Source organism: Brevundimonas sp. (genome assembly GCF_036676055.1).
Classification (GTDB): Bacteria; Pseudomonadota; Alphaproteobacteria; order Caulobacterales; family Caulobacteraceae; genus Brevundimonas.
Window position 1 is genome coordinate 73,788 of the sequence record NZ_JAKFDS010000017.1, and the last position, 17,000, is coordinate 90,787.

Consider the following 17,000-nt stretch of genomic DNA (forward strand, 5'->3'; position numbering starts at 1 on the left):
CAAGGAACTTCTCGCCGATGTCTACCCCCCGCCTTGATCGTCGAACCCTCCTTCGCGGAGCCGCCGCCGGCGGCGGCCTGCTAGGCCTGCAGGGCCTGCTGCCCGCCTGGGCGCAGTCAGGGTCGCCCGGCCTGCGCGCTGATCTTCCGACGCTGACCGGTCCGAACATTGATCTGACCGTCGGCCACTCGCCGTTCACCGTGGGCGGCCGGACCGGCCATGCGGTGACCATCAACGGAGTCCTGCCCGCCCCGCTGCTGCGCCTGCGCGAAGGCCAGAACGTGCGGCTGTCGGTGACCAACACCCTGGACGAGGACACCTCGATCCACTGGCACGGGCTGCTGGTGCCGTTCCAGATGGATGGCGTGCCGGGCATCAGCTTCCCCGGCATCAAGCCCCGCGAGACCTTCGTTTACGAGTTCCCGATCAAGCAGTCGGGCACCTTCTGGTATCACAGCCACTCCAACCTGCAGGAGGCGATGGGCCACTACGGCCCCATCGTCATAGATCCCGCTGGCGCCGATCCGGTCGGCTACGACCGCGAACATGTGCTGGTGCTGTCGGACTGGAGCTTCATGCATCCGCACCAGATCCTCGACAAGCTGAAGAAGAGCCCCGGCTACTTCAACCGCCAGCGCACCACCCTGTCGGGCCTGATCTCGGGTGAGGACCGCATGAGCCTGGAGGAGCGCCGCACGTGGGGCGCCATGCGCATGGACCCGCGCGACATCCTCGACGTCAACGGCTCGACCTACACCTACCTGATCAACGGCCACGGTCCGGAGGAGAACTGGACCGGCCTGTTCCGGCCGGGCGAGCGGGTGCGGCTGCGCATCATCAACGCCTCGGCCATGTCGATCTTCAACATCCGCATTCCCGGCCTGCCGATGACGGTGGTCCAGGCCGACGGCGAGAATGTCCGCCCGGTCGAGACCGATGAATTCCAGATTTCGGTGGCCGAGACCTATGACGTCATCGTCCGGCCGACCGAGGACCGCGCCTACACGATCGTCTCGGAGGCCATCGACCGCTCCGGCATGGGGCGGGCGACCCTGGCTCCCCGCCTGGGCATGACCGCCGAGGTCCCGCCGCTCCGCGAGGTTCCCAACCTGACCATGCGCGACATGGGCATGGGAGGGGGTGGCGGCATGGACGGCATGGATCACGCGGCCATGGGGCACGCCGCGCCGGCGGACGGAGCCGCAATGGACCACGGCGGCATGGACATGCGCGATCCCGATAACGCCCCGCCCGACATGGCCGTCGCCGTCGGCGTCGACATGATCTCGATGGACCCGGCCAATCGCCTGGGCGAACGGCCGCTGGGGCTGGAGGACGTCCCGCACCGGGTGCTGGTCTACACCGACCTGGTCTCGCTGGCGCCGAACAAGGACCAGCGGCCGCCGTCGCGGACCATGGAAATCCACCTGACCGGCAATATGGAGCGCTTCATGTGGGGCTTCGACGGCCGCAAATTCAGCGAACTGGTCGAGCCGATCCGCTTCGAGCGCAACGAGCGGGTGCGGGTGACCCTGGTCAACGACACCATGATGGCCCACCCGATCCACCTGCACGGCCATTTCTTCGAACTGGTGACCGGCGGCCCCGCCGGGCATCAGCCCCTGAAGCACACCGTCAACGTCGCGCCCGGCGGCAAGGTGACCTTCGACCTGACCGCCGACGCCCCCGGCGACTGGGCCTTCCACTGCCACATGCTGATGCACATGCACGCCGGGATGTTCAACGTCGTGACGGTGCGGCCCCTGGACGGAGCCGCGTCATGAACCGCCTCGCTGTCGCCCTCGCGCCGCTGATCCTCGCCGCCAGCGCCTTCAGCGCCCAGGCCCAGGACCCTCACGCGGGCCACACGATGCCGCCGCCGCGGACGCAGCAAGCGACACCGGCGCCCGCCCCCCATGCGGGACATCAATCGCCGGCTCCGGCGGCGGCTCAAGACCCCCACGCCGGACACGTCACGCCCCCCCCGCAGACGCCGCCCGTCTCTGATCCGCACGCAGGCCACCAAGCGTCGGCTCAGCCCGCGACCGTCGATCCCCATGCGGGCCACGACATGCCGACGCCGTCGGCGGCCCAGGCTGATCCGCACGCGGGCCACGACATGTCCGCCATGAGTGCCGCCCAGGCCGACCCCCACGCGGGGCATGACATGTCGACGATGAGCATGGGTCCGCCCGATGTTCCGACCAGCGCCGACAACGCCGGCCGCCCTCCGGAGGAGCCGCTCCCGGCCGCCGCCCTGGGCGGCCCCGCCCACGCCGCCGACTTGGTCTTCGGCGCCGAGGCGATGGCCGCCGCCCGACAGACCGTGGTCCGCGAGAATGGCGACATCCGCACCACGGCGGTGATTATCGACCGCCTCGAGGCAGGTTTCGGGGACGAGGACGAGACCTGGCTCTGGGACCTCCAGGGCTGGACCGGCGGCGACATCAATCGCTTCTGGTGGAAGTCCGAGGGCGAAAGCGACTTCGACGGCGGCCTCGAAGAAGCCGAGCTCCAGGCCCTCTACAGCCGCGCCGTGACGCCCTTCTGGGACGTTCAGGCCGGAGTGCGCCAGGACTTCCGTCCCGACGGCGAGGACCCGACGCATCTGGTCCTCGGCCTCCAGGGACTCGCACCCTACTGGTGGGAAGTCGACGCCGCCGCCTTCCTGTCGACGGAGGGCGACCTGACCGCGCGCGTCGAGGCCGAATACGACCAGCGCATCACCCAACGCCTGATCCTTCAGCCCCGCCTCGAAATCGACGCCTCCGCCAGCGATACTCCCGAGCTGGAGATCGGCTCGGGTCTTTCTTCGGTCGAGGCAGGTCTGCGGTTGCGCTACGAATTCCGCAAGGAGTTCGCCCCCTATGTCGGCGTCGAATGGAGCCGCTCCTTCGGCGACACCGCCAACTACATCGAAGCCCGAGGCGGCGAGGCTCAAGACACCCGCTTCGTCGTCGGCCTCAAGGCCTGGTTCTAGTTGAAGGAGTCTATCCCATGATCCGCACCCTCGCCCTCACCACCGCACTGGCACTCGCCGGGACAGCGGCCGCCCAAGACCCGCATGCCGGCCACCACCCGCAGGCCCAGGCTGCGACGCCCCAGTCCAGCATCACCACCGTCCCATCGAACGGCGCCATGACCCAAGGTTCGCCCGAACGGTTCACCGCGACCTTCCCGCACCCGATGGTGCTCAAGACCGTGACCCTGACCACCGAAGGTCAGGCGCCCATCGTAGTGACCGCGCCTGCTGCGCCTGCCGCCGCTACTGTCGGCGTGGCGTTGCCGCGCCTCTCCCCCGGAACCTATGCTGCCGCCTGGACCGCCGAAGGAACCGACGGCCACAAGATGTCCGGCTCCATCAGCTTCATGGTTCACTAGAGGAGAACTACGATGAAACTTTCCAACGTGCTCGCCGTCGCCGGTGCCTCCCTCACGATGTCCGCCGGTGTCGCGCTAGCGGCCGAAGGCTGTGAGTGCTGCATGGATATGGCCGCAGACGCCGCGATGTCCTGCTGTGACAAGATGAAGGCCGAGCCGGTGCCTGCGCCGGATCCTGCTCCGACCCCAGCACCCCAGACACCTTCAGACTAACAGAACGGCTTAGGATCGCACCGATAGGTTCGCTCCAATGCCCGGATACGGCGAGTGCAATATCCGCGGGCCGCACGCAGCGCACGGGTGACCCTCCAGGGAGTCGCTGGAGTGGTTTTGTGCGGTTCGCTCGCTATGTGGCCGGAACAGCGGAGTTGCGCATCCAGCACCGGTTCAGAGCGATTGCAGACGACATGCTGAGCGCGTTGTTGCTCGATATGTGGTCAACAACGCCGACAGAGGGAGTAAATAGTCAATGTATTGATCCTTCTTGAACGAATGGTTCAAGAGGAGAGATACTATGTCAGAAGCTGGCCTTCCGCGCGTAAACTCCAAATCTGCCATGCCCTCGCCGTTATCGGAGTTTCTTGATGCACTTTGGGGAGCGACTGGTCTCACGAATGACCAAGCGGCGAGCAAGTTCGGGTTCCTCGCGTCGAACGTCGTATCGATGTGGAGGGTCGGGAGGACTGCGGTGCCGTTGGCACGTCTCCCGATGATCGCTGAACTTCTAAAGGTCGACTTGGTCTTGCTTTTTGCCTTGTGGCTCAAGCAATCCAGGCTTCGGAACGACGGGGTGCCCGCCCCCCTCGTCGAGGTCCTGAAGAGGCGACTGGTGACAGCCAACGAAGCCGAGGTGATCCGGACGCTCCGGCATGCGACGAGGAACGCTGATCCGGCGTTCTCAGCGGCCGTTCACAGTGCGATTGCCCTCGCGGTCACAAAATAATCGCGACCCAGGTGTGCGACACAAACTGCGACACAACTCATTCGGCCGGGGTTTTAGTTAGTTGATTTATAACGACAAACGCCGAATGGCGGAGAGGGTGGGATTCGAACCCACGGTACCCGTAAAGGCACGCCGCATTTCGAGTGCGGTACATTCGACCACTCTGCCACCTCTCCGCGGCGCCGGTACGCTTGGTCGAGCGAGCGGCTTCTCTAATGGGGCGCGAGCCGGGCCGCAAGCCCTTCCGCGCCTATCATTTCAAGGCCTGGCCGGCCGACGGTTCGTCAACGCTGGGCGGGGAGCGGGAGGCCGAGCGTGTCGGCGGCGGACAGATCGCCATCGACGGTGCGGAACAGCTCCGCCGGGCGGCCGCCCGTGGCTGCGGACAGGCGGCCGGTCGGCTGCACCAGCCCCGTGCGCTCGACGCCGCGGCGGAAATTCTGCTTGTGCAGCGACAGCCCGGCGACGGCCTCGGCGGCGGCCTGCAGTTCGGACAGGGTGAAGGTCGGCGGCATCAGGTCGAACAGCACCGGCCGGTATTTCAGCTTGCTGCGCAGCCGGCCCAGCCCTGTGGCGAGGATGCGGCGGTGGTCCGAGGCCATGGCTCGCCCCGGCGCATTGGGCGGGGGGGGACGATCACGGTCCCGAGCCGCCTCGGCCACCAGGCCGGCCTCATAGAGAAGCTCATAGCGCTCAAGCACCCGGCTCTCGTTCCAGCGGTGCGGAGGCGCCGGGGCGAACAGGGTGTCGACCCGGGCCTGACGACGAGGATCGTCGATGGCCCACGCCGCCAGTCCCTCCAGCAGCGGCGCGAGGCAGGCGGCGGCGCCGTCGCGGCGGTCTTCCCACGGAAAGATGTCCAGCACCGGCGTCCAGCGCGCCTCGGCCAGCGGCGCGTCCGCGGAGTCGGCCGTCAGGGCCAGATAGCCCACCGACACCTCGCGCCGCCGTTCGGGTCCGGGCGTGGCGCGGGGACTGGCGCGGCCGAGGTCGCCGAAGGTGTAGAGCTGCTCGACGAAGCCGAGGCGGAAGCCGGTCTGGGCGGTCACGAAGGCGCGCAGGGCCAGTTCGAAGGTGCGATCCCGCGCCGGATCGAACGGCCCGAAGGGCAGGGCCAGCGCGCCGTCGTCGCCCGGGGTGGTCAGGACGCAGGCCTTGCGGTCGCGAAGTGCGATGACGACCGCCGACAGGCCGATCCGCACCCCCTGTTCGGCTGGAAGCCCCATCTCTATTCCGTGTGCCAGGCGTCTGGCGCCGGCACCAGGCCGACCGCCTCGGCCAGCACCCTGTAGCGCTCCAGATAGCGCTGCTGGGCGAGCGGCGCGGGCAGGGGGTCGATGACCAGGTCGTATCCCGCCGGAGGCTTGCCGAAGAAGCCCAGCGCCTCCTGCCGCGTGAAGCCGGCCAGCTGGGTCGCCTCATAGAAGGCGCAGGCCTTGTCGGCCTCCTTGATCAGCTTCTTGATCGCCAGGGGCGTCTTCGCGGGCAGGCCGAAGCGGATGTGGATGGCGTGCTCGAGCCGGGCCTCGAAATCCTTGTAGCTGACGCCGAGCGCCGCCTTGAACGGCGAGATCATGTCGCCGATGACGTATTCCGAGGCGTCGTGGAGCAGGGCGGCCAGACGCCATTTCGGCTCCAGCCCCGGCCGGATGTGGGCGGCGATGTCCTCGACCACGCAGCTGTGCTGGGCCACCGAGAAGGCGTGCTCGCCGATGGTCTGGCCGTTCCAGCGCGCCACCCGGGCGAGGCCATGGGCGATGTCCTCGACCTCGATGTCGAACGGCGAGGGATCGAGCAGGTCCAGACGCCGCCCCGACAGCATACGCTGCCAGGCGCGGGGAGCTTTGTTCGACGGTGTTCGGGACGTGACGGCCAAGGCGGTATCCTGCAGGTGGCAGGTCAGGTGACGCATCCCGCCGCCGCGATCAACCCTGGCGGCGGTTATTCCCCGACGTTCAGGGCGACCAGATCCTTGGCGTCCTCGAACACCCCGCCGCGATCGCGGTCGCGTGCGCGCACGGTGGCGACGACGATCGGGCCGCCAGCCGGCCCGCGCGCCTCGTAGCCGACCAGCCGCCAGCCGGCCTCGGAGGGCCGGTTGTCGGTCAGGATCCAGTTGGCGCGGGTGGCTCCGCCGCCGGCGCTGGTGCGGATCTCGGCGGCGTCCTGGTTGGCCTGGACGCTGACGTTGTCTCCGCCCTCGGAGCCCTTGATGTCGACCCGGCCCTCGCCGTCGTTCGCGTCGATGTGGAAGCCGCCGATGCGCACGCTCGCCTCATCGCCCTTGGATTCGATGTGGAGGCCCGGCAGGCGCACCGAGGCGTCGTCGCCTTCCGCCTGGATGTCGACGCCGGGTGCGCGGACCGAGGCGCGGTCGCCCGCGGTCGACGTGGCGTCGGCGGACGCCTCAGCAGCCCCCGCCTTCTCGCTGGCGGGGGTCCTGAGCTGTGCGATCGCCTGGGGCATGGCCGCCGACAGCCGGTCTTCAAACGCCTTCAGCGCCTGGTCCGGCGAGACGCCGTCCAGCTTGACGAGGTGCAGGCTGACCTCGGCTCCCCGCGGCCCGGCATAGGTGCAAACGGCGCCCTCGGCGGTGGCCGCTCCCTTGCGGGTCAGCGATCCCATCGTCTGCGGGCACTGCAGCGTCTGGACCACCTTCAGCGCGCCCTTGGCGTCGGTGTCGACGGTCTGCGTCGACGAGATACGCACCGAATCGCCGTCGCAGGCCGCGGTCAGGGCCGCAACGCAAAGAACGGGGATCAGCATGGGACGCATGAGCATGGTGTGGGTCCTTGTCGCCTTCATCCTGCGCGCCGGGCCTCGGGAATCCAGTGAAATCGCGGTAATCGGGATGACGAAACCTGTTCACCGGTGTGTTCAGATCCCGGGGCGGGCGCCCTCGCGTCGGTTAAGAAAGGCCAGCCGTTCGAACAGGTGCACGTCCTGTTCGTTCTTCAACAGCGCCCCGTGCAGCGGGGGGATCAGCTTGCCGGGCGTCTTCTCGCGCAGGGTTGCGGGGTCGATGTCATCGACCAGCAGCAGTTTCAGCCAGTCCAGCAATTCCGACGTCGACGGCTTCTTCTTCAGCCCCGGGGTGTCCCGGATTTCGTAGAAGGTCTTCAGCGCCTCCGAGACCAGTCGCGGCTTGATGCCGGGGAAGTGGACCTCGACGATCGCCTTCATCGTCTCGTCGTCGGGGAAGCGGATGTAGTGGAAGAAGCAGCGGCGCAGGAAGGCGTCCGGCAACTCCTTCTCATTGTTCGAGGTGATGACGACGACCGGCCGGACGGCGGCGCGGATGGTTTCGCCCGTCTCGTGGACGAAGAACTCCATCCGGTCGAGTTCCTGCAGCAGGTCGTTCGGGAATTCGATGTCCGCCTTGTCGATCTCGTCGATCAGCAGCACCGGACGCCGCGGGGCGGTGAACGCCTCCCACAGTTTGCCGGGCTTCAGATAGTTGCGCACGTCATGGACGCGTTCCTCGCCCAGCTGGCTGTCGCGCAGGCGCGAGACGGCGTCGTACTCGTACAGGCCATTGTGGGCCTTGGTCGTCGACTTGACGTGCCAGGTGATCAGCGGCGCGTCGAGGGCGCGGGCGATCTCGTAGGCGAGCACGGTCTTGCCGGTCCCCGGTTCGCCCTTGATCAGCAGCGGCCGTTCGAGGGCGATGGCGGCGTTGACCGCGATCTTCAGGTCGTCGGTGGCGATATAGTTCGAGGTGCCCTCGAACCGGTCGCTCTGGCGGGTCATGGACGGCTCCGATGGTGACGCCGACCGGGTTAGCGAACCCGGTCCGGGTTAACAACGATCATGTCTCCGCGAGGCGTGGGCGGGGACCCGGAAACGAGGGGCGCCTCGGGCGGCGGAAACTGAACATTTTCTGCCGGGTCGCCCCATGAGGCGCTTCGCGTGGTCAATAAATTCAAATATTTAGGATGATTTCGTTCCGGCTCGATCCTTGCTTGGCCGCGCCCGAACCAGAACCGGTTCTCCGGCCAGAAGGCCGTTTCCCACCCGACCAGAATGGAAGGAACGCCGATGGTTATGTCGGTCAACACCAACGTGGGCGCTCAAGTGGCGCTCCAGAACCTCAATGCGACCAACGCCCAGTTGTCGGTCACGCAGAACCGGATCAGTACCGGCAAGTCTGTCGCGACCGCCAAGGACAACGGGGCCATCTGGGCGATCGCCCAGGGGCAACGCGCCGAAATCGGGGCGCTGAGCGCAGTGAAACAGTCTCTCGATCGTGGCGTCGCCGCGGTCGATGTGGCGCTTGCGGCGGGCGAGACGGTCTCTGACCTCTTGCTGCAGATGAAGGAGAAGGCACTCGCGGCTACTGACGCGTCGCTCACGACCACGGCCCGCGCCGCCCTGAACGAAGATTTCGTCGCCCTTCGCGACCAGATCGCCTCTGTCACCGCCAATGCCGAATTCAACGGGGTCAACCTGCTGAAGACGGGAGCGACGGGATTCCAGGCCCTGGCCAATGCGCAAGGCACGTCGACCTTGACGGTCGGCGCGGAGATCATGGCTCTGGGCAGCGCGAACGTCACGATCACGGCGGCGCAGGCGATCGCTACCCAGTCTGACGCGGCGACGGCTCTGACCGACGTCACGGACTCCATCGATCTGGTCTCGGGCGCGCTCGCGCGGCTGGGCACCAAGTCGAAGGCGCTCTCGACCCACATCACCTTCGTCGGCAAGTTGACGGATGCGCTGGAGGCGGGAGTGGGCAACCTGGTCGACGCCGATCTGGCGAAGGAAAGCGCCAGGCTCCAGGCTCTGCAGACCAAGCAGCAGTTGGGAGTTCAGGCGCTGGGCATCGCCAACCAGACGCCGCAACTCATCATGTCGCTGTTCCGCAGCTGACTGTTATCCGGTTCTCGCAGGCGCCGGGGGGTTCGCCCTCCGGCGTCTCGTGCGTTCAGCCCCCGAAGAGGCCCGTCAGCCAGCTCCACGCCTCCGACGGCAGGGCCTGCACCCACTCCCAGACCGGAAGCAGATAGGGCGACACCCAGGTCCAGGCCAGCCAGATGAACAGGCCCCCGAGGCAGAGCAGGCCGATAGCGCACCAGGCGATCAGTATCGCCAGCCCGTCCCGCTGCATCAGGCCGAAGCCGAAGGTCGAGATGATCAGGGCCGGGATCAGGTTGCCGCCCCAGATCGGCAGCATCAGGATGATCGCCAGCAACATGGTCGCCAACCCGATCAGCACCTCGGACAGTTCGCTGGTCAGCGCCGGGAGGCGGGCCCTCGACAGCCGCTCCATTCGCCGGACCCGCGGCAGGATGCTCTCGATGCCCGTGCGGTAGGCGGCGCGTTCGATCCGGCGCTTCAGCGCCCATTTGGGCAGCCACAACTGGTCCGTCCGGGTCGCCAGCTGCAGGCCCATCAGCAGCAGCGGGGCGCCCAGAATCGTTGTCGTACCGGGGATGATTCCTATGGCGATGTTCATCAGGCCGAACATCAGCATCAGCGCGCCGAAGCCCCGCTCGCCGAAGGCGTTGACGAGCTCGCCGAGATACAATTTGGGATCGCTCTTCTCTCCGATCTCCTCCAGCACCTGCGAGAAGGACCGGGTGTCGCTCTGATAGTCGTAGTCGGGCATCGATGCGGGACTCGCGCGACGGGGTTCTCCGATCTAGGCGTGACCGTCGCGCCGCGCCACTTAACAAACATCCATCCGTTTCAGTCAGCCGTCTCCGGCGCTTCAGTTGCGGACGTGCTCCGGCTTTCCCTTGCGACTGGTGTGGGCGAATTCCTCAAGCTGCTTCTCGGTCATCGACTCGGCCATGGATTTCGAGGCCCCCTTCAGCTTCGATTTCGGCGTGTCGCCACGCTTGGCGGACAGGGCGGCTCCGGCGGCCTTCTGCTGGGCGGCGGATTTGGCGGGCATGATCGCGTCTCCTCTGCTCGCTGACGAACCGCGAGCCTGTCCACCCGGTTCCCGCGTCGGACGTCGTTCTGCCAGTCCGTCAAATGTGCTAGGGATCGGGCCTTGGGTGGAGGATCGACATGCGCATCATCACACTGGCTTCCGGAATTGCGGCGCTTTCCCTCGCGGCCTGCGGCCAGGGCGGAGACGGTGCGCCGGCCGACAAGGCGGCGAAGGCGACCGCTACGGGGACGTCGGTCGGGACCGACATGCCGGCCGGTCCGACGCCCGGCCTGTGGCGCGTCACGACCCAGATGAGCGGAATGCCCGCCGGGATGGAGGCCCCCTCCGTCGAAACCTGCATCCGTGAAGCCAAATTCGAGGCTCCGACCGGCCCGGTCCCGCCGCAGTCACCCGGCATGACCTGCGATCAGCAGTCGTTCCGCCGCGAGGGCGACGCCATGGTGGGCCACATGGTCTGCACCTCCGGCGACGGCGTCCGCACCGTCACGGACACCCGGGTCACGGGCGACTACACGCGCAACTACACAATGGAGGTCAAGAGCTCGATGACCCCGGCTCCGAGCCCGTCGATGGCCGAGGTCACCATGGTGATGAACGCCGTCCGGCTGGGAGACTGCCCGGCGGATTCAGCTGCCCAGTAGCTCCCGCCCGATCAGGAAGCGCCGGATTTCGTTGGTTCCGGCGCCGATGTCGTAGAGCTTGGCGTCGCGGACCAGCCGTTCGACCGGCCACTCCTTCGTATAGCCGGCGCCGCCCAGCGCCTGCACGGCCTCGAGGCTGACCTTCACCGCGTTCTCCGAGGCCAGCAGGATGGCTCCCGCCGCATCGTAGCGGGTCGTCTTGCCGGCGTCGCAGGCGCGGGCGACGGCGTAGACATAGGCCCGGGCGGAGTTGAGGGCCACGTACATGTCGGCCACCTTGGCCTGCATCAGCTGGAAGCTGCCGATCGCCTTGCCGAACTGTTTGCGTTCGCGGACGTACGGCAGGACGACGTCCAGCGCCGCCTGCATGATGCCCAGCGGTCCCGCCGCCAGCACGGCGCGCTCGTAGTCCAGACCGCTCATCAGCACCCCGGCGCCGCCGCCGACCGGTCCCATGACGTTCTCTTCCGGGACCTCGCAGTCCTCGAACACCAGTTCCGCCGTGTCCGAGCCGCGCATGCCCATCTTGTCGAGCTTCTTCGAGACGCTGAAGCCCTTCATGCCGCGCTCGATCAGGAAGGCGGTGACGCCGCCGTTGCCTTCTCCGGTGCGGGCGTAGACGACGAGGGTGTCGGCCGAGGGCGCATTGGTGATCCAGAATTTGGTGCCGTTCAGGACGTAGCGGTCGCCCGTCTTGCGCGCCTGGGTCCGCATCGACATCACGTCAGAGCCCGAGCCGGCCTCCGACATGGCGAGGGAGCCGACGTGTTCGCCCGAGATCAGCTTCGGCAGGTATTTCCGCTTCTGCTCCTCGGTGCCCCAGCGACGGATCTGGTTGACGCAGAGGTTGGAGTGAGCCCCGTAGGACAGGCCGATCGAGGCCGAAGCGCGCGACACCTCTTCCATCGCCACCACATGCTCGAGGTAGCCGAGGCCGAGGCCGCCGTACTCTTCCTCGACCGTGATTCCGTGCAGGCCGAGTTCGCCCATCTCGGGCCACAGCTCGCGGCGGAACTCGTTCTTTTCGTCGATCTCGGCGGCCAGGGGCGCGAGGCGGTCGGCGGCCCAGCGGGCGGTGGTCTCACGGATCATGTCGGCGGTGTCGCCGAGGCCGAATTCCATGGATTGGGGGGCGTTGGGAATGCTCATGGCGGCGGGCGTAGCACTGCGCTGCGCGGCTGGCAAAGTCAGTCCCGGCGTCCCCACTGCACATACAGATTCCACGAGGAAACGCTGACGCAGATGACGCCGATCACGGCCAGCACCGCGCCGATCACCGTGTAGTCGTTCAACTGGGCGTCATCGACCAGGGCCTTGCGGAAGGCGGCGGCGGCGGCGGCGCAGGCGGCCAGCCCGGTCAGCCCCATGATCATCCAGGCGCCGGTCACGCTCCAGTCGAATCGCCGCGGCGCGGTCGGCGCGGCTTCGTGGCGCAGAACCGGCGCCGTCGGTTCTTCCTCGAACAGGGTGGTCCCGTCGTCGTGCGCCGCGGGTCCGGCGCCCTGCCCGGGGTTCCAGACGGGGCGATCAGCTTCGGCGAAATCGGCCTCTGTCGCCGGGGTCAACGCCAGGGGGTCCGCCGACGGAAATGGCGAGATGTCCGGCGCGGGCCCGTTCAGCGCAGTCGCCGGATCGGCGGGCGCCGGTGCGGGCAGGTCGGGGGAAGCGCCGGCCCCCGAAGTCTCTTCGCGTGACGGAGCGCCAGCGACCCCGGCGTCCGGCTCAACGGCGTCCTCGGAGTCGGCTGCGACGGTGGGGAAACCGGGCAGGGGTCCAACGATCGTGGCGGCATAGGGTGAATACCGCTGCAGGTGGATGGTGGCTGGCGCGGGCGCCTCGAACTGCGCCGGCTCGGGCTCGGCGGGACCTGGCCCTGGCGTCTCCTCCACGGGGAGGCTGGCGGGTTCGACAGTCTCGGGCGGGCCTTCGCCGAGAAGGGTGGCGACCGCTGCCGCCCTCGCGTCGGCCGGCGTCTCCTTCCGCGCGTCCGCGGGTTGTTCGTCCAGCGACGGCAGGGGGGAGACCAGAAGTCCGGCGAGATGCATTGGCGTCGCCGGATCGGCCACGAACAACGCCCGCTCGGCGAACCGGCGGCGCAGGCGGGCGTCCGCCGTCGCCTCGGGCCAGCCGATCAGGGCGTCCGCCGCCTCGACCGCATGGCCGTCGTTCAGCCGTTGCAGGACATCGGAAGCCAGGAAGCGTTCGACGCCCACGGAAATGGCGAAACTGGCCAGGGCGTCGAACTGGTGCTGGTTGAGCGGGGCGGTGACCTGCTGATTCAGGGCCTTCGCCACCGGCAGCAGGTCGTACTGCAGCAGCAGTTCCGCGTCGGCCTCACTGACGCTCAGGCCCTCGCGGGCGGAAGCCCTGTGCCCGTAGCCGATCACCCAGCGGCCGTCCCCGTCCCGCACGGCGCGCGGTCGGAAGCCCTCAAAGCTCTTGATGAGGACGACTCCCTCGCGGGAGACCTTCAGACGTGGGGTGGTCGCGTCGGACACCGGATTGACCCAAATCGAGACGGAAACGCTCGCTCAACGGGAGAACCAGCAAACCCTGGGCCGGTCCAGAGGATCAGAGCAGCACGATCGTGGCCAGACCGAGGAAGATCAGGAAGCCGAAGAAGTCGGTGGTCGCCGTCACGAACACCGCCGACGAAACGGCCGGGTCGAACTTCAGGCGCGACAGGGTCAGGGGGGTCAGCATGCCGACGGTCGCGGCGACCAGCAGGTTCAGCACCATGGCCGCCGCGATCACCGCCCCGATCTGCCAGTCCCGGAACCACAGGCCCGCCGCGGCGCCGATCAGCGGCGCCAGCACCAGGCCGTTGGCCAGGCCGACCACGAATTCGCGGCGGAAGGTGCGCGGGGCGTTGGAGCTGTTCAGTTCGCGGGTCGCCAGCGCCCGCACCGTGACGGTCATCGACTGGGTGCCGGCGTTGCCGCCGATGGCCGAGACGATCGGCAGCAGGATGACGAGCGCCACGATCTCCTCGACCGTAACCTTGAACCACGAGATGACCACGGCGCTCAGCACCGCCGTGGCGAGGTTGATGGCCAGCCACGGCACCCGGCCGCGCACGATCTCGGCCACCGAAGAGCCCCGGTCCTCGTCGGACACGCCGGCGAGACGGAGGATGTCCTCGCGGTTCTCCTCCTGGATGATGTTGACGATGTCGTCGACCGTGATCTGCCCCACCAGCCGCCCGGCGGAGTCGGTGACGGGGGCCGAGATCAGGTGGTATTTCTCGAAGATGTAGGCGACCTCTTCCTGGTCCTGGTCGACGGTGATCTCGTTGACCGGCTCCATGATGTCGGCCAGGGCCACCGAGCGCGGCGCGCGCAGGAGGCCGCTGACCGGCACGCTGCCGACCGGCCGGTTCAGCGGATCGACGACATAGATGTCGAAGAACAGCTCCGGCAGGTCCTCGCCCTGTTTGCGGACGTGGTCGATGGTGTCGCCGACGTTCCAGAACTGCGGCGCGGCCATGACTTCGCGCTGCATCAGGCGGCCGGCGGAGTCCTCGGCGTAACCCAGCGAGCTCTCGATCGCGGCGCGGTCGACGTCGGGCATGGCCGCCAGCACGCGCTCGCGCTGGTCGTCCTCGAGGTCCTCGACCACGGCGGCGGCGTCGTCGGAATCGAGCTCCTGCAGCGCCTCGGCCAGGGTCAGGTGCGGAACCCGCTCCAGCACCTCCTCGCGGATGCTGTCGTCCAGCTCGGGCAGGGTGTCGGCCAGCAGGTCCGCGGGCAGCCACAGCACCACGACGGCGCGGTGCTCGGCGGTCAGGAAGCCCATCAGGTCGGCGACATCGGCCGGGTGGAGGTCTTCCAGCAGGGCGCGGAGGCGAATCCCGTCGCCGGAATCGGATGCGTCGACGACCTTTTCGACAAAGGCGGCCGTCAGGACATAGTCCTCGTCGAGCGCGTCGTTCTCGATGTCGTCGGCGGGAGAGGGCGGCAGGGGGGCGGTTGCGGTGGTGATCACGCTCGGCCTCCCTGCTTTTATGTCAGCTCGATTCCAGCCGAGATTCGCCCTGTAGTTTCGATGGTGCGGTCGAGAAGACTCGAACTTCCACTCCGGTTAGGGAACAGCGACCTCAACGCTGCGCGTCTACCAATTCCGCCACGACCGCTCGCATCGGAGGGGGGCTGATAGCGGAGAGCTGCGCGGAAGGGAAGAGGGGTTGGCGAGGGATTAGGCAGTAGGCAGTAGGCAGTAGGAAAAAGGGTAAGTCAGCGGCCGGAATGGCTCTGCAGCTTGGTAATGAGGCCATGAAGCATGCGGCCGAGCTCATCCGCGTCGCTCAACAACCGATCGACTGAGCCCGCAGGCGTCGCGCCGATCCTTTCGGCCAGGATCAGGTGGGTCTCCAGCTCCTTCAAGGAGCCTTGGGCAATCCGCAGGAAGTTCAGATAGGCCGCCTTGGTTGACCTGCCATATCCTTCGGCGATGTTCGCAGCGATGGAGGCCGCGGCTCTTCGGCTCTGGGAGGTCAACCCGAAGAGTTCGTCACGGGGGTAGTTTCGGCTGAGGATGTAGGTCGCCTCGGCGAGATCCATCGCGCGCTGCCAGACCAGCAAGTCCCGGTAGCTGCGCACCTCCACAGGAGCCTCCGTTTCCGCGATACTCCTACTGCCTACTGCCTACTGCCTACTGCCTACTGCCTACTGCTCGCCTACGCCGCCCCCGCCATGAAGTCGTACACGTCCGCCGCCCGGGTCACGGTGATGGCGATGCGGTCCTCGCGGATCTCGATCTCGCCGCGGGCGACCGGGTGGTTGTTGGCGAGGATCCAGACCTCGTCGGTTTCCGAGGCGTCGAGCGGGATCACCGCCCCGCGGCCCATGCGCAGGAGCTGGCTCATCGGCAGAACAGAACGCCCCAGCACGACCGAGATCTCGACATCGACGGCTTCGATCTGGCTCATGGGGGACTCTGACGCTGACTGGAACTGGGCGGGTTGGTGTTGCATGGCGCTCCCAACCCCCACATTGGAGGCGACATGCTTTCCCAGTCCTTAAGCACAGCCGTATCGAAGCTGATCCGCGCCGACGCCGCCCCGGTCGAATGGGCGGTCTCTCCGGGCCTCGTCGACTACCCGGTTGCGGTCGCGGCCATGGAGGCGCGGGCGGCCGCGATCGCCGCCGGCGAGGCGCCCGAGCTGGTCTGGCTGCTGGAGCATCCGCCCCTGTACACGGCCGGGGTTTCGTCGAAGGACGCCGACCTGCTGGACGCCGGCCGATTCCCCGTCCACCGCACCGGCCGCGGGGGCCAGTTCACCTATCACGGCCCCGGCCAGCGGGTGGCCTATGTGATGCTGGACCTGAACCGTCGCGGCAAGGATGTGCGCGCCTTCGTGCGCGGTCTGGAGCAGTGGATCATCGGCGCCCTCGGCGAGTTCGGCGTCCCCGCCGACGTGCGCGACGGCCGGGTCGGCGTCTGGGTCGAACGCAAGGGGCCGGGCTGGTCCCGCGAGGACAAGATCGCCGCCATCGGCGTCAAGGTCCGCAAATGGGTCAGCTTCCATGGGATCAGCCTGAACGTGGAGCCCGACCTGACCCATTTCAGCGGCATCGTGCCCTGCGGCATCGCCGAACACGGCGTCACCAGCCTGGTCGACCTCGGCGTTCCGGCCACGATGGACGAGGCGGACGAGGCGCTGAGGACCAGCTTCCGGCGCGTGTTCGGGGCGGTCGTCGGGGCCGCGCCGCCCGCCTGAGGTCGGGCGCGAAAACGCCACGCCGGCGCAGGCCGACGGGGCGTTGTTCGGGTTTCGACGGCGATCAGCTGCGCGGTCGCGCCGAGCCGTTCGCGCTGGCCCCGGCGCTGACCGAGGCGCCGTTCCGGTCGGCCGAGGCCGAGCCGTTGGCCGAGGCGTCGGCGTCGACGCGACGATCGCGGCGCGCCCGACGGTCGCCGCGCTCTTCACGGCGGGATTCGGCCGACGCGGCGCCGGAGCCCGACCCATTGGCCGCGCCCGTGACGCCGCCCTGTCCCGCCTCGGCCGAGCCTTCCAGCACGCCGGAGGCCGAACCGTCGACCGAGCCGGCCGCGCCCTGGGCCGCGCCCCAGGCGCTCGAGGCCGCGCTGACGGCGGCGCCGCGCGCCTGACCGGTCAGCGCTTCTCCGCGAGCCC

Annotated in this window: 19 protein-coding genes, 2 tRNA genes and 1 pseudogene; 8 read left to right on the forward strand and 14 right to left on the reverse strand. The window is 68.0% G+C overall.

The genetic code is table 11. The annotated features are described in order from the left end of the window. Positions 1–17: 17 nt before the first annotated feature. The 5 genes from V6M45_RS03460 (at position 18) to V6M45_RS03480 (ending at position 4,324) form a co-directional block, all read left to right on the forward strand. Positions 18–1,784 carry a copper resistance system multicopper oxidase gene (locus tag V6M45_RS03460; RefSeq protein WP_332654021.1) on the forward strand — a complete coding sequence of 589 codons (1,767 nt, stop codon included), beginning with the start codon at positions 18–20 and terminating at the stop codon, positions 1,782–1,784. Beyond that, on the forward strand, positions 1,781–2,980 hold the full coding sequence (locus tag V6M45_RS03465) for a copper resistance protein B (protein WP_332654022.1): 1,200 nt from the start codon (positions 1,781–1,783) through the stop codon (positions 2,978–2,980). Before V6M45_RS03460 ends, V6M45_RS03465 begins: the two co-directional genes overlap by 4 nt. A 17-nt stretch (positions 2,981–2,997) precedes the next feature. Next, the gene (locus V6M45_RS03470; RefSeq protein WP_332654024.1) at positions 2,998–3,381 is read left to right on the forward strand and encodes a copper resistance protein CopC; all 384 of its coding nucleotides are present in this window, start codon (positions 2,998–3,000) and stop codon (positions 3,379–3,381) included. Positions 3,382–3,393: 12 nt separating this feature from the next. Beyond that, on the forward strand, positions 3,394–3,594 hold the full coding sequence (locus tag V6M45_RS03475) for an ammonium transporter family protein (RefSeq protein ID WP_332654026.1): 201 nt from the start codon (positions 3,394–3,396) through the stop codon (positions 3,592–3,594). Between the two features lie 271 nt (positions 3,595–3,865). Continuing rightward, the gene (locus tag V6M45_RS03480; RefSeq protein WP_332654027.1) at positions 3,866–4,324 is read left to right on the forward strand and encodes a hypothetical protein; all 459 of its coding nucleotides are present in this window, start codon (positions 3,866–3,868) and stop codon (positions 4,322–4,324) included. Positions 4,325–4,410: 86 nt separating this feature from the next. On the opposite strand, the gene V6M45_RS03485 is transcribed toward V6M45_RS03480, so the two are convergent. The 5 genes from V6M45_RS03485 to V6M45_RS03505 all read right to left on the reverse strand — a co-directional run bounded on the left by V6M45_RS03485 (position 4,411) and on the right by V6M45_RS03505 (position 8,074). Further along, a tRNA-Ser gene (locus tag V6M45_RS03485) sits at positions 4,411–4,500 on the reverse strand. Positions 4,501–4,608: 108 nt separating this feature from the next. Then, a complete protein-coding gene (locus tag V6M45_RS03490) occupies positions 4,609–5,550 on the reverse strand; it encodes an NUDIX hydrolase (protein WP_332654029.1) in 942 nt (313 codons plus the stop codon). A gap of 2 nt (positions 5,551–5,552) precedes the next feature. Next, positions 5,553–6,146, reverse strand: coding sequence for an HD family hydrolase (locus V6M45_RS03495; RefSeq protein ID WP_332654053.1), 594 nt, complete (start codon positions 6,144–6,146; stop codon positions 5,553–5,555). 119 nt (positions 6,147–6,265) lie between these two features. Then, positions 6,266–7,105 carry a methyltransferase type 11 gene (locus tag V6M45_RS03500; protein ID WP_332654031.1) on the reverse strand — a complete coding sequence of 280 codons (840 nt, stop codon included), beginning with the start codon at positions 7,103–7,105 and terminating at the stop codon, positions 6,266–6,268. Between the two features lie 96 nt (positions 7,106–7,201). Further along, complete coding sequence (locus tag V6M45_RS03505; protein WP_332654033.1) at positions 7,202–8,074, reverse strand: AAA family ATPase; 873 nt, start codon at positions 8,072–8,074, stop codon at positions 7,202–7,204. Positions 8,075–8,362: 288 nt separating this feature from the next. Here V6M45_RS03505 and V6M45_RS03510 point away from each other — a divergent pair, with 288 nt between their 5' ends. After that, complete coding sequence (locus V6M45_RS03510) at positions 8,363–9,193, forward strand: flagellin (RefSeq protein WP_332654034.1); 831 nt, start codon at positions 8,363–8,365, stop codon at positions 9,191–9,193. A 55-nt stretch (positions 9,194–9,248) separates the two neighbouring features. Here the strand turns inward: V6M45_RS03510 and V6M45_RS03515 are convergent, their stop codons facing one another. Both V6M45_RS03515 and V6M45_RS03520 read right to left on the reverse strand, forming a co-directional pair. Then, the gene (locus V6M45_RS03515; protein ID WP_332654036.1) at positions 9,249–9,932 is read right to left on the reverse strand and encodes an exopolysaccharide biosynthesis protein; all 684 of its coding nucleotides are present in this window, start codon (positions 9,930–9,932) and stop codon (positions 9,249–9,251) included. A gap of 102 nt (positions 9,933–10,034) precedes the next feature. Further along, positions 10,035–10,220 (reverse strand): DUF3008 family protein, encoded by a 186-nt coding sequence (locus tag V6M45_RS03520; protein WP_332654038.1) that lies wholly within the window; start codon positions 10,218–10,220, stop codon positions 10,035–10,037. Between the two features lie 119 nt (positions 10,221–10,339). Here V6M45_RS03520 and V6M45_RS03525 point away from each other — a divergent pair, with 119 nt between their 5' ends. After that, on the forward strand, positions 10,340–10,864 hold the full coding sequence (locus V6M45_RS03525; RefSeq protein WP_332654039.1) for a DUF3617 domain-containing protein: 525 nt from the start codon (positions 10,340–10,342) through the stop codon (positions 10,862–10,864). Here V6M45_RS03525 and V6M45_RS03530 read toward each other — a convergent pair. From V6M45_RS03530 to V6M45_RS03555, 6 genes are all read right to left on the reverse strand, one after another. Continuing rightward, on the reverse strand, positions 10,850–12,013 hold the full coding sequence (locus tag V6M45_RS03530; protein ID WP_332654040.1) for an isovaleryl-CoA dehydrogenase: 1,164 nt from the start codon (positions 12,011–12,013) through the stop codon (positions 10,850–10,852). The genes V6M45_RS03525 and V6M45_RS03530 overlap by 15 nt on opposite strands. Positions 12,014–12,051: 38 nt before the next feature. Next, positions 12,052–13,362 carry a lysozyme gene (locus tag V6M45_RS03535; RefSeq protein WP_332654041.1) on the reverse strand — a complete coding sequence of 437 codons (1,311 nt, stop codon included), beginning with the start codon at positions 13,360–13,362 and terminating at the stop codon, positions 12,052–12,054. Positions 13,363–13,435: 73 nt separating this feature from the next. After that, a complete protein-coding gene (gene mgtE / locus V6M45_RS03540) occupies positions 13,436–14,845 on the reverse strand; it encodes a magnesium transporter (protein WP_442880530.1) in 1,410 nt (469 codons plus the stop codon). Between the two features lie 64 nt (positions 14,846–14,909). Next, positions 14,910–14,996 (reverse strand) — tRNA-Leu (locus V6M45_RS03545). 100 nt (positions 14,997–15,096) lie between these two features. Beyond that, positions 15,097–15,468 carry a four helix bundle protein gene (locus V6M45_RS03550; RefSeq protein ID WP_332654044.1) on the reverse strand — a complete coding sequence of 124 codons (372 nt, stop codon included), beginning with the start codon at positions 15,466–15,468 and terminating at the stop codon, positions 15,097–15,099. A gap of 71 nt (positions 15,469–15,539) precedes the next feature. Continuing rightward, positions 15,540–15,791, reverse strand: a complete 252-nt coding sequence (locus V6M45_RS03555) for a FliM/FliN family flagellar motor switch protein (protein ID WP_298744034.1) — start codon at positions 15,789–15,791, stop codon at positions 15,540–15,542. 75 nt (positions 15,792–15,866) lie between these two features. Here V6M45_RS03555 and lipB point away from each other — a divergent pair, with 75 nt between their 5' ends. Beyond that, positions 15,867–16,583, forward strand: coding sequence for a lipoyl(octanoyl) transferase LipB (gene lipB / locus V6M45_RS03560; protein ID WP_332654047.1), 717 nt, complete (start codon positions 15,867–15,869; stop codon positions 16,581–16,583). 64 nt (positions 16,584–16,647) lie between these two features. On the opposite strand, the pseudogene V6M45_RS03565 reads toward lipB, so the two are convergent. Further along, positions 16,648–17,000 (reverse strand): annotated as a pseudogene (locus V6M45_RS03565) (hypothetical protein); the annotation flags it as partial.

Bases quoted from the DNA above. Each gene is read 5' to 3' on its own strand.
- V6M45_RS03555 (WP_298744034.1), bottom strand. From the start codon at position 15,791: ATGAGCCAGATCGAAGCCGTCGATGTCGAGATCTCGGTCGTGCTGGGG.
- V6M45_RS03490 (WP_332654029.1), bottom strand. From the start codon at position 5,550: ATGGGGCTTCCAGCCGAACAGGGGGTGCGGATCGGCCTGTCGGCGGTC.
- V6M45_RS03500 (WP_332654031.1), bottom strand. From the start codon at position 7,105: ATGCTCATGCGTCCCATGCTGATCCCCGTTCTTTGCGTTGCGGCCCTG.
- V6M45_RS03475 (WP_332654026.1), top strand. From the start codon at position 3,394: ATGAAACTTTCCAACGTGCTCGCCGTCGCCGGTGCCTCCCTCACGATG.
- V6M45_RS03470 (WP_332654024.1), top strand. From the start codon at position 2,998: ATGATCCGCACCCTCGCCCTCACCACCGCACTGGCACTCGCCGGGACA.
- V6M45_RS03510 (WP_332654034.1), top strand. From the start codon at position 8,363: ATGGTTATGTCGGTCAACACCAACGTGGGCGCTCAAGTGGCGCTCCAG.
- lipB (WP_332654047.1), top strand. From the start codon at position 15,867: ATGCTTTCCCAGTCCTTAAGCACAGCCGTATCGAAGCTGATCCGCGCC.
- V6M45_RS03465 (WP_332654022.1), top strand. From the start codon at position 1,781: ATGAACCGCCTCGCTGTCGCCCTCGCGCCGCTGATCCTCGCCGCCAGC.
- V6M45_RS03520 (WP_332654038.1), bottom strand. From the start codon at position 10,220: ATGCCCGCCAAATCCGCCGCCCAGCAGAAGGCCGCCGGAGCCGCCCTG.
- V6M45_RS03460 (WP_332654021.1), top strand. From the start codon at position 18: ATGTCTACCCCCCGCCTTGATCGTCGAACCCTCCTTCGCGGAGCCGCC.
- V6M45_RS03525 (WP_332654039.1), top strand. From the start codon at position 10,340: ATGCGCATCATCACACTGGCTTCCGGAATTGCGGCGCTTTCCCTCGCG.
- V6M45_RS03515 (WP_332654036.1), bottom strand. From the start codon at position 9,932: ATGCCCGACTACGACTATCAGAGCGACACCCGGTCCTTCTCGCAGGTG.
- V6M45_RS03530 (WP_332654040.1), bottom strand. From the start codon at position 12,013: ATGAGCATTCCCAACGCCCCCCAATCCATGGAATTCGGCCTCGGCGAC.
- V6M45_RS03495 (WP_332654053.1), bottom strand. From the start codon at position 6,146: ATGCTGTCGGGGCGGCGTCTGGACCTGCTCGATCCCTCGCCGTTCGAC.
- V6M45_RS03505 (WP_332654033.1), bottom strand. From the start codon at position 8,074: ATGACCCGCCAGAGCGACCGGTTCGAGGGCACCTCGAACTATATCGCC.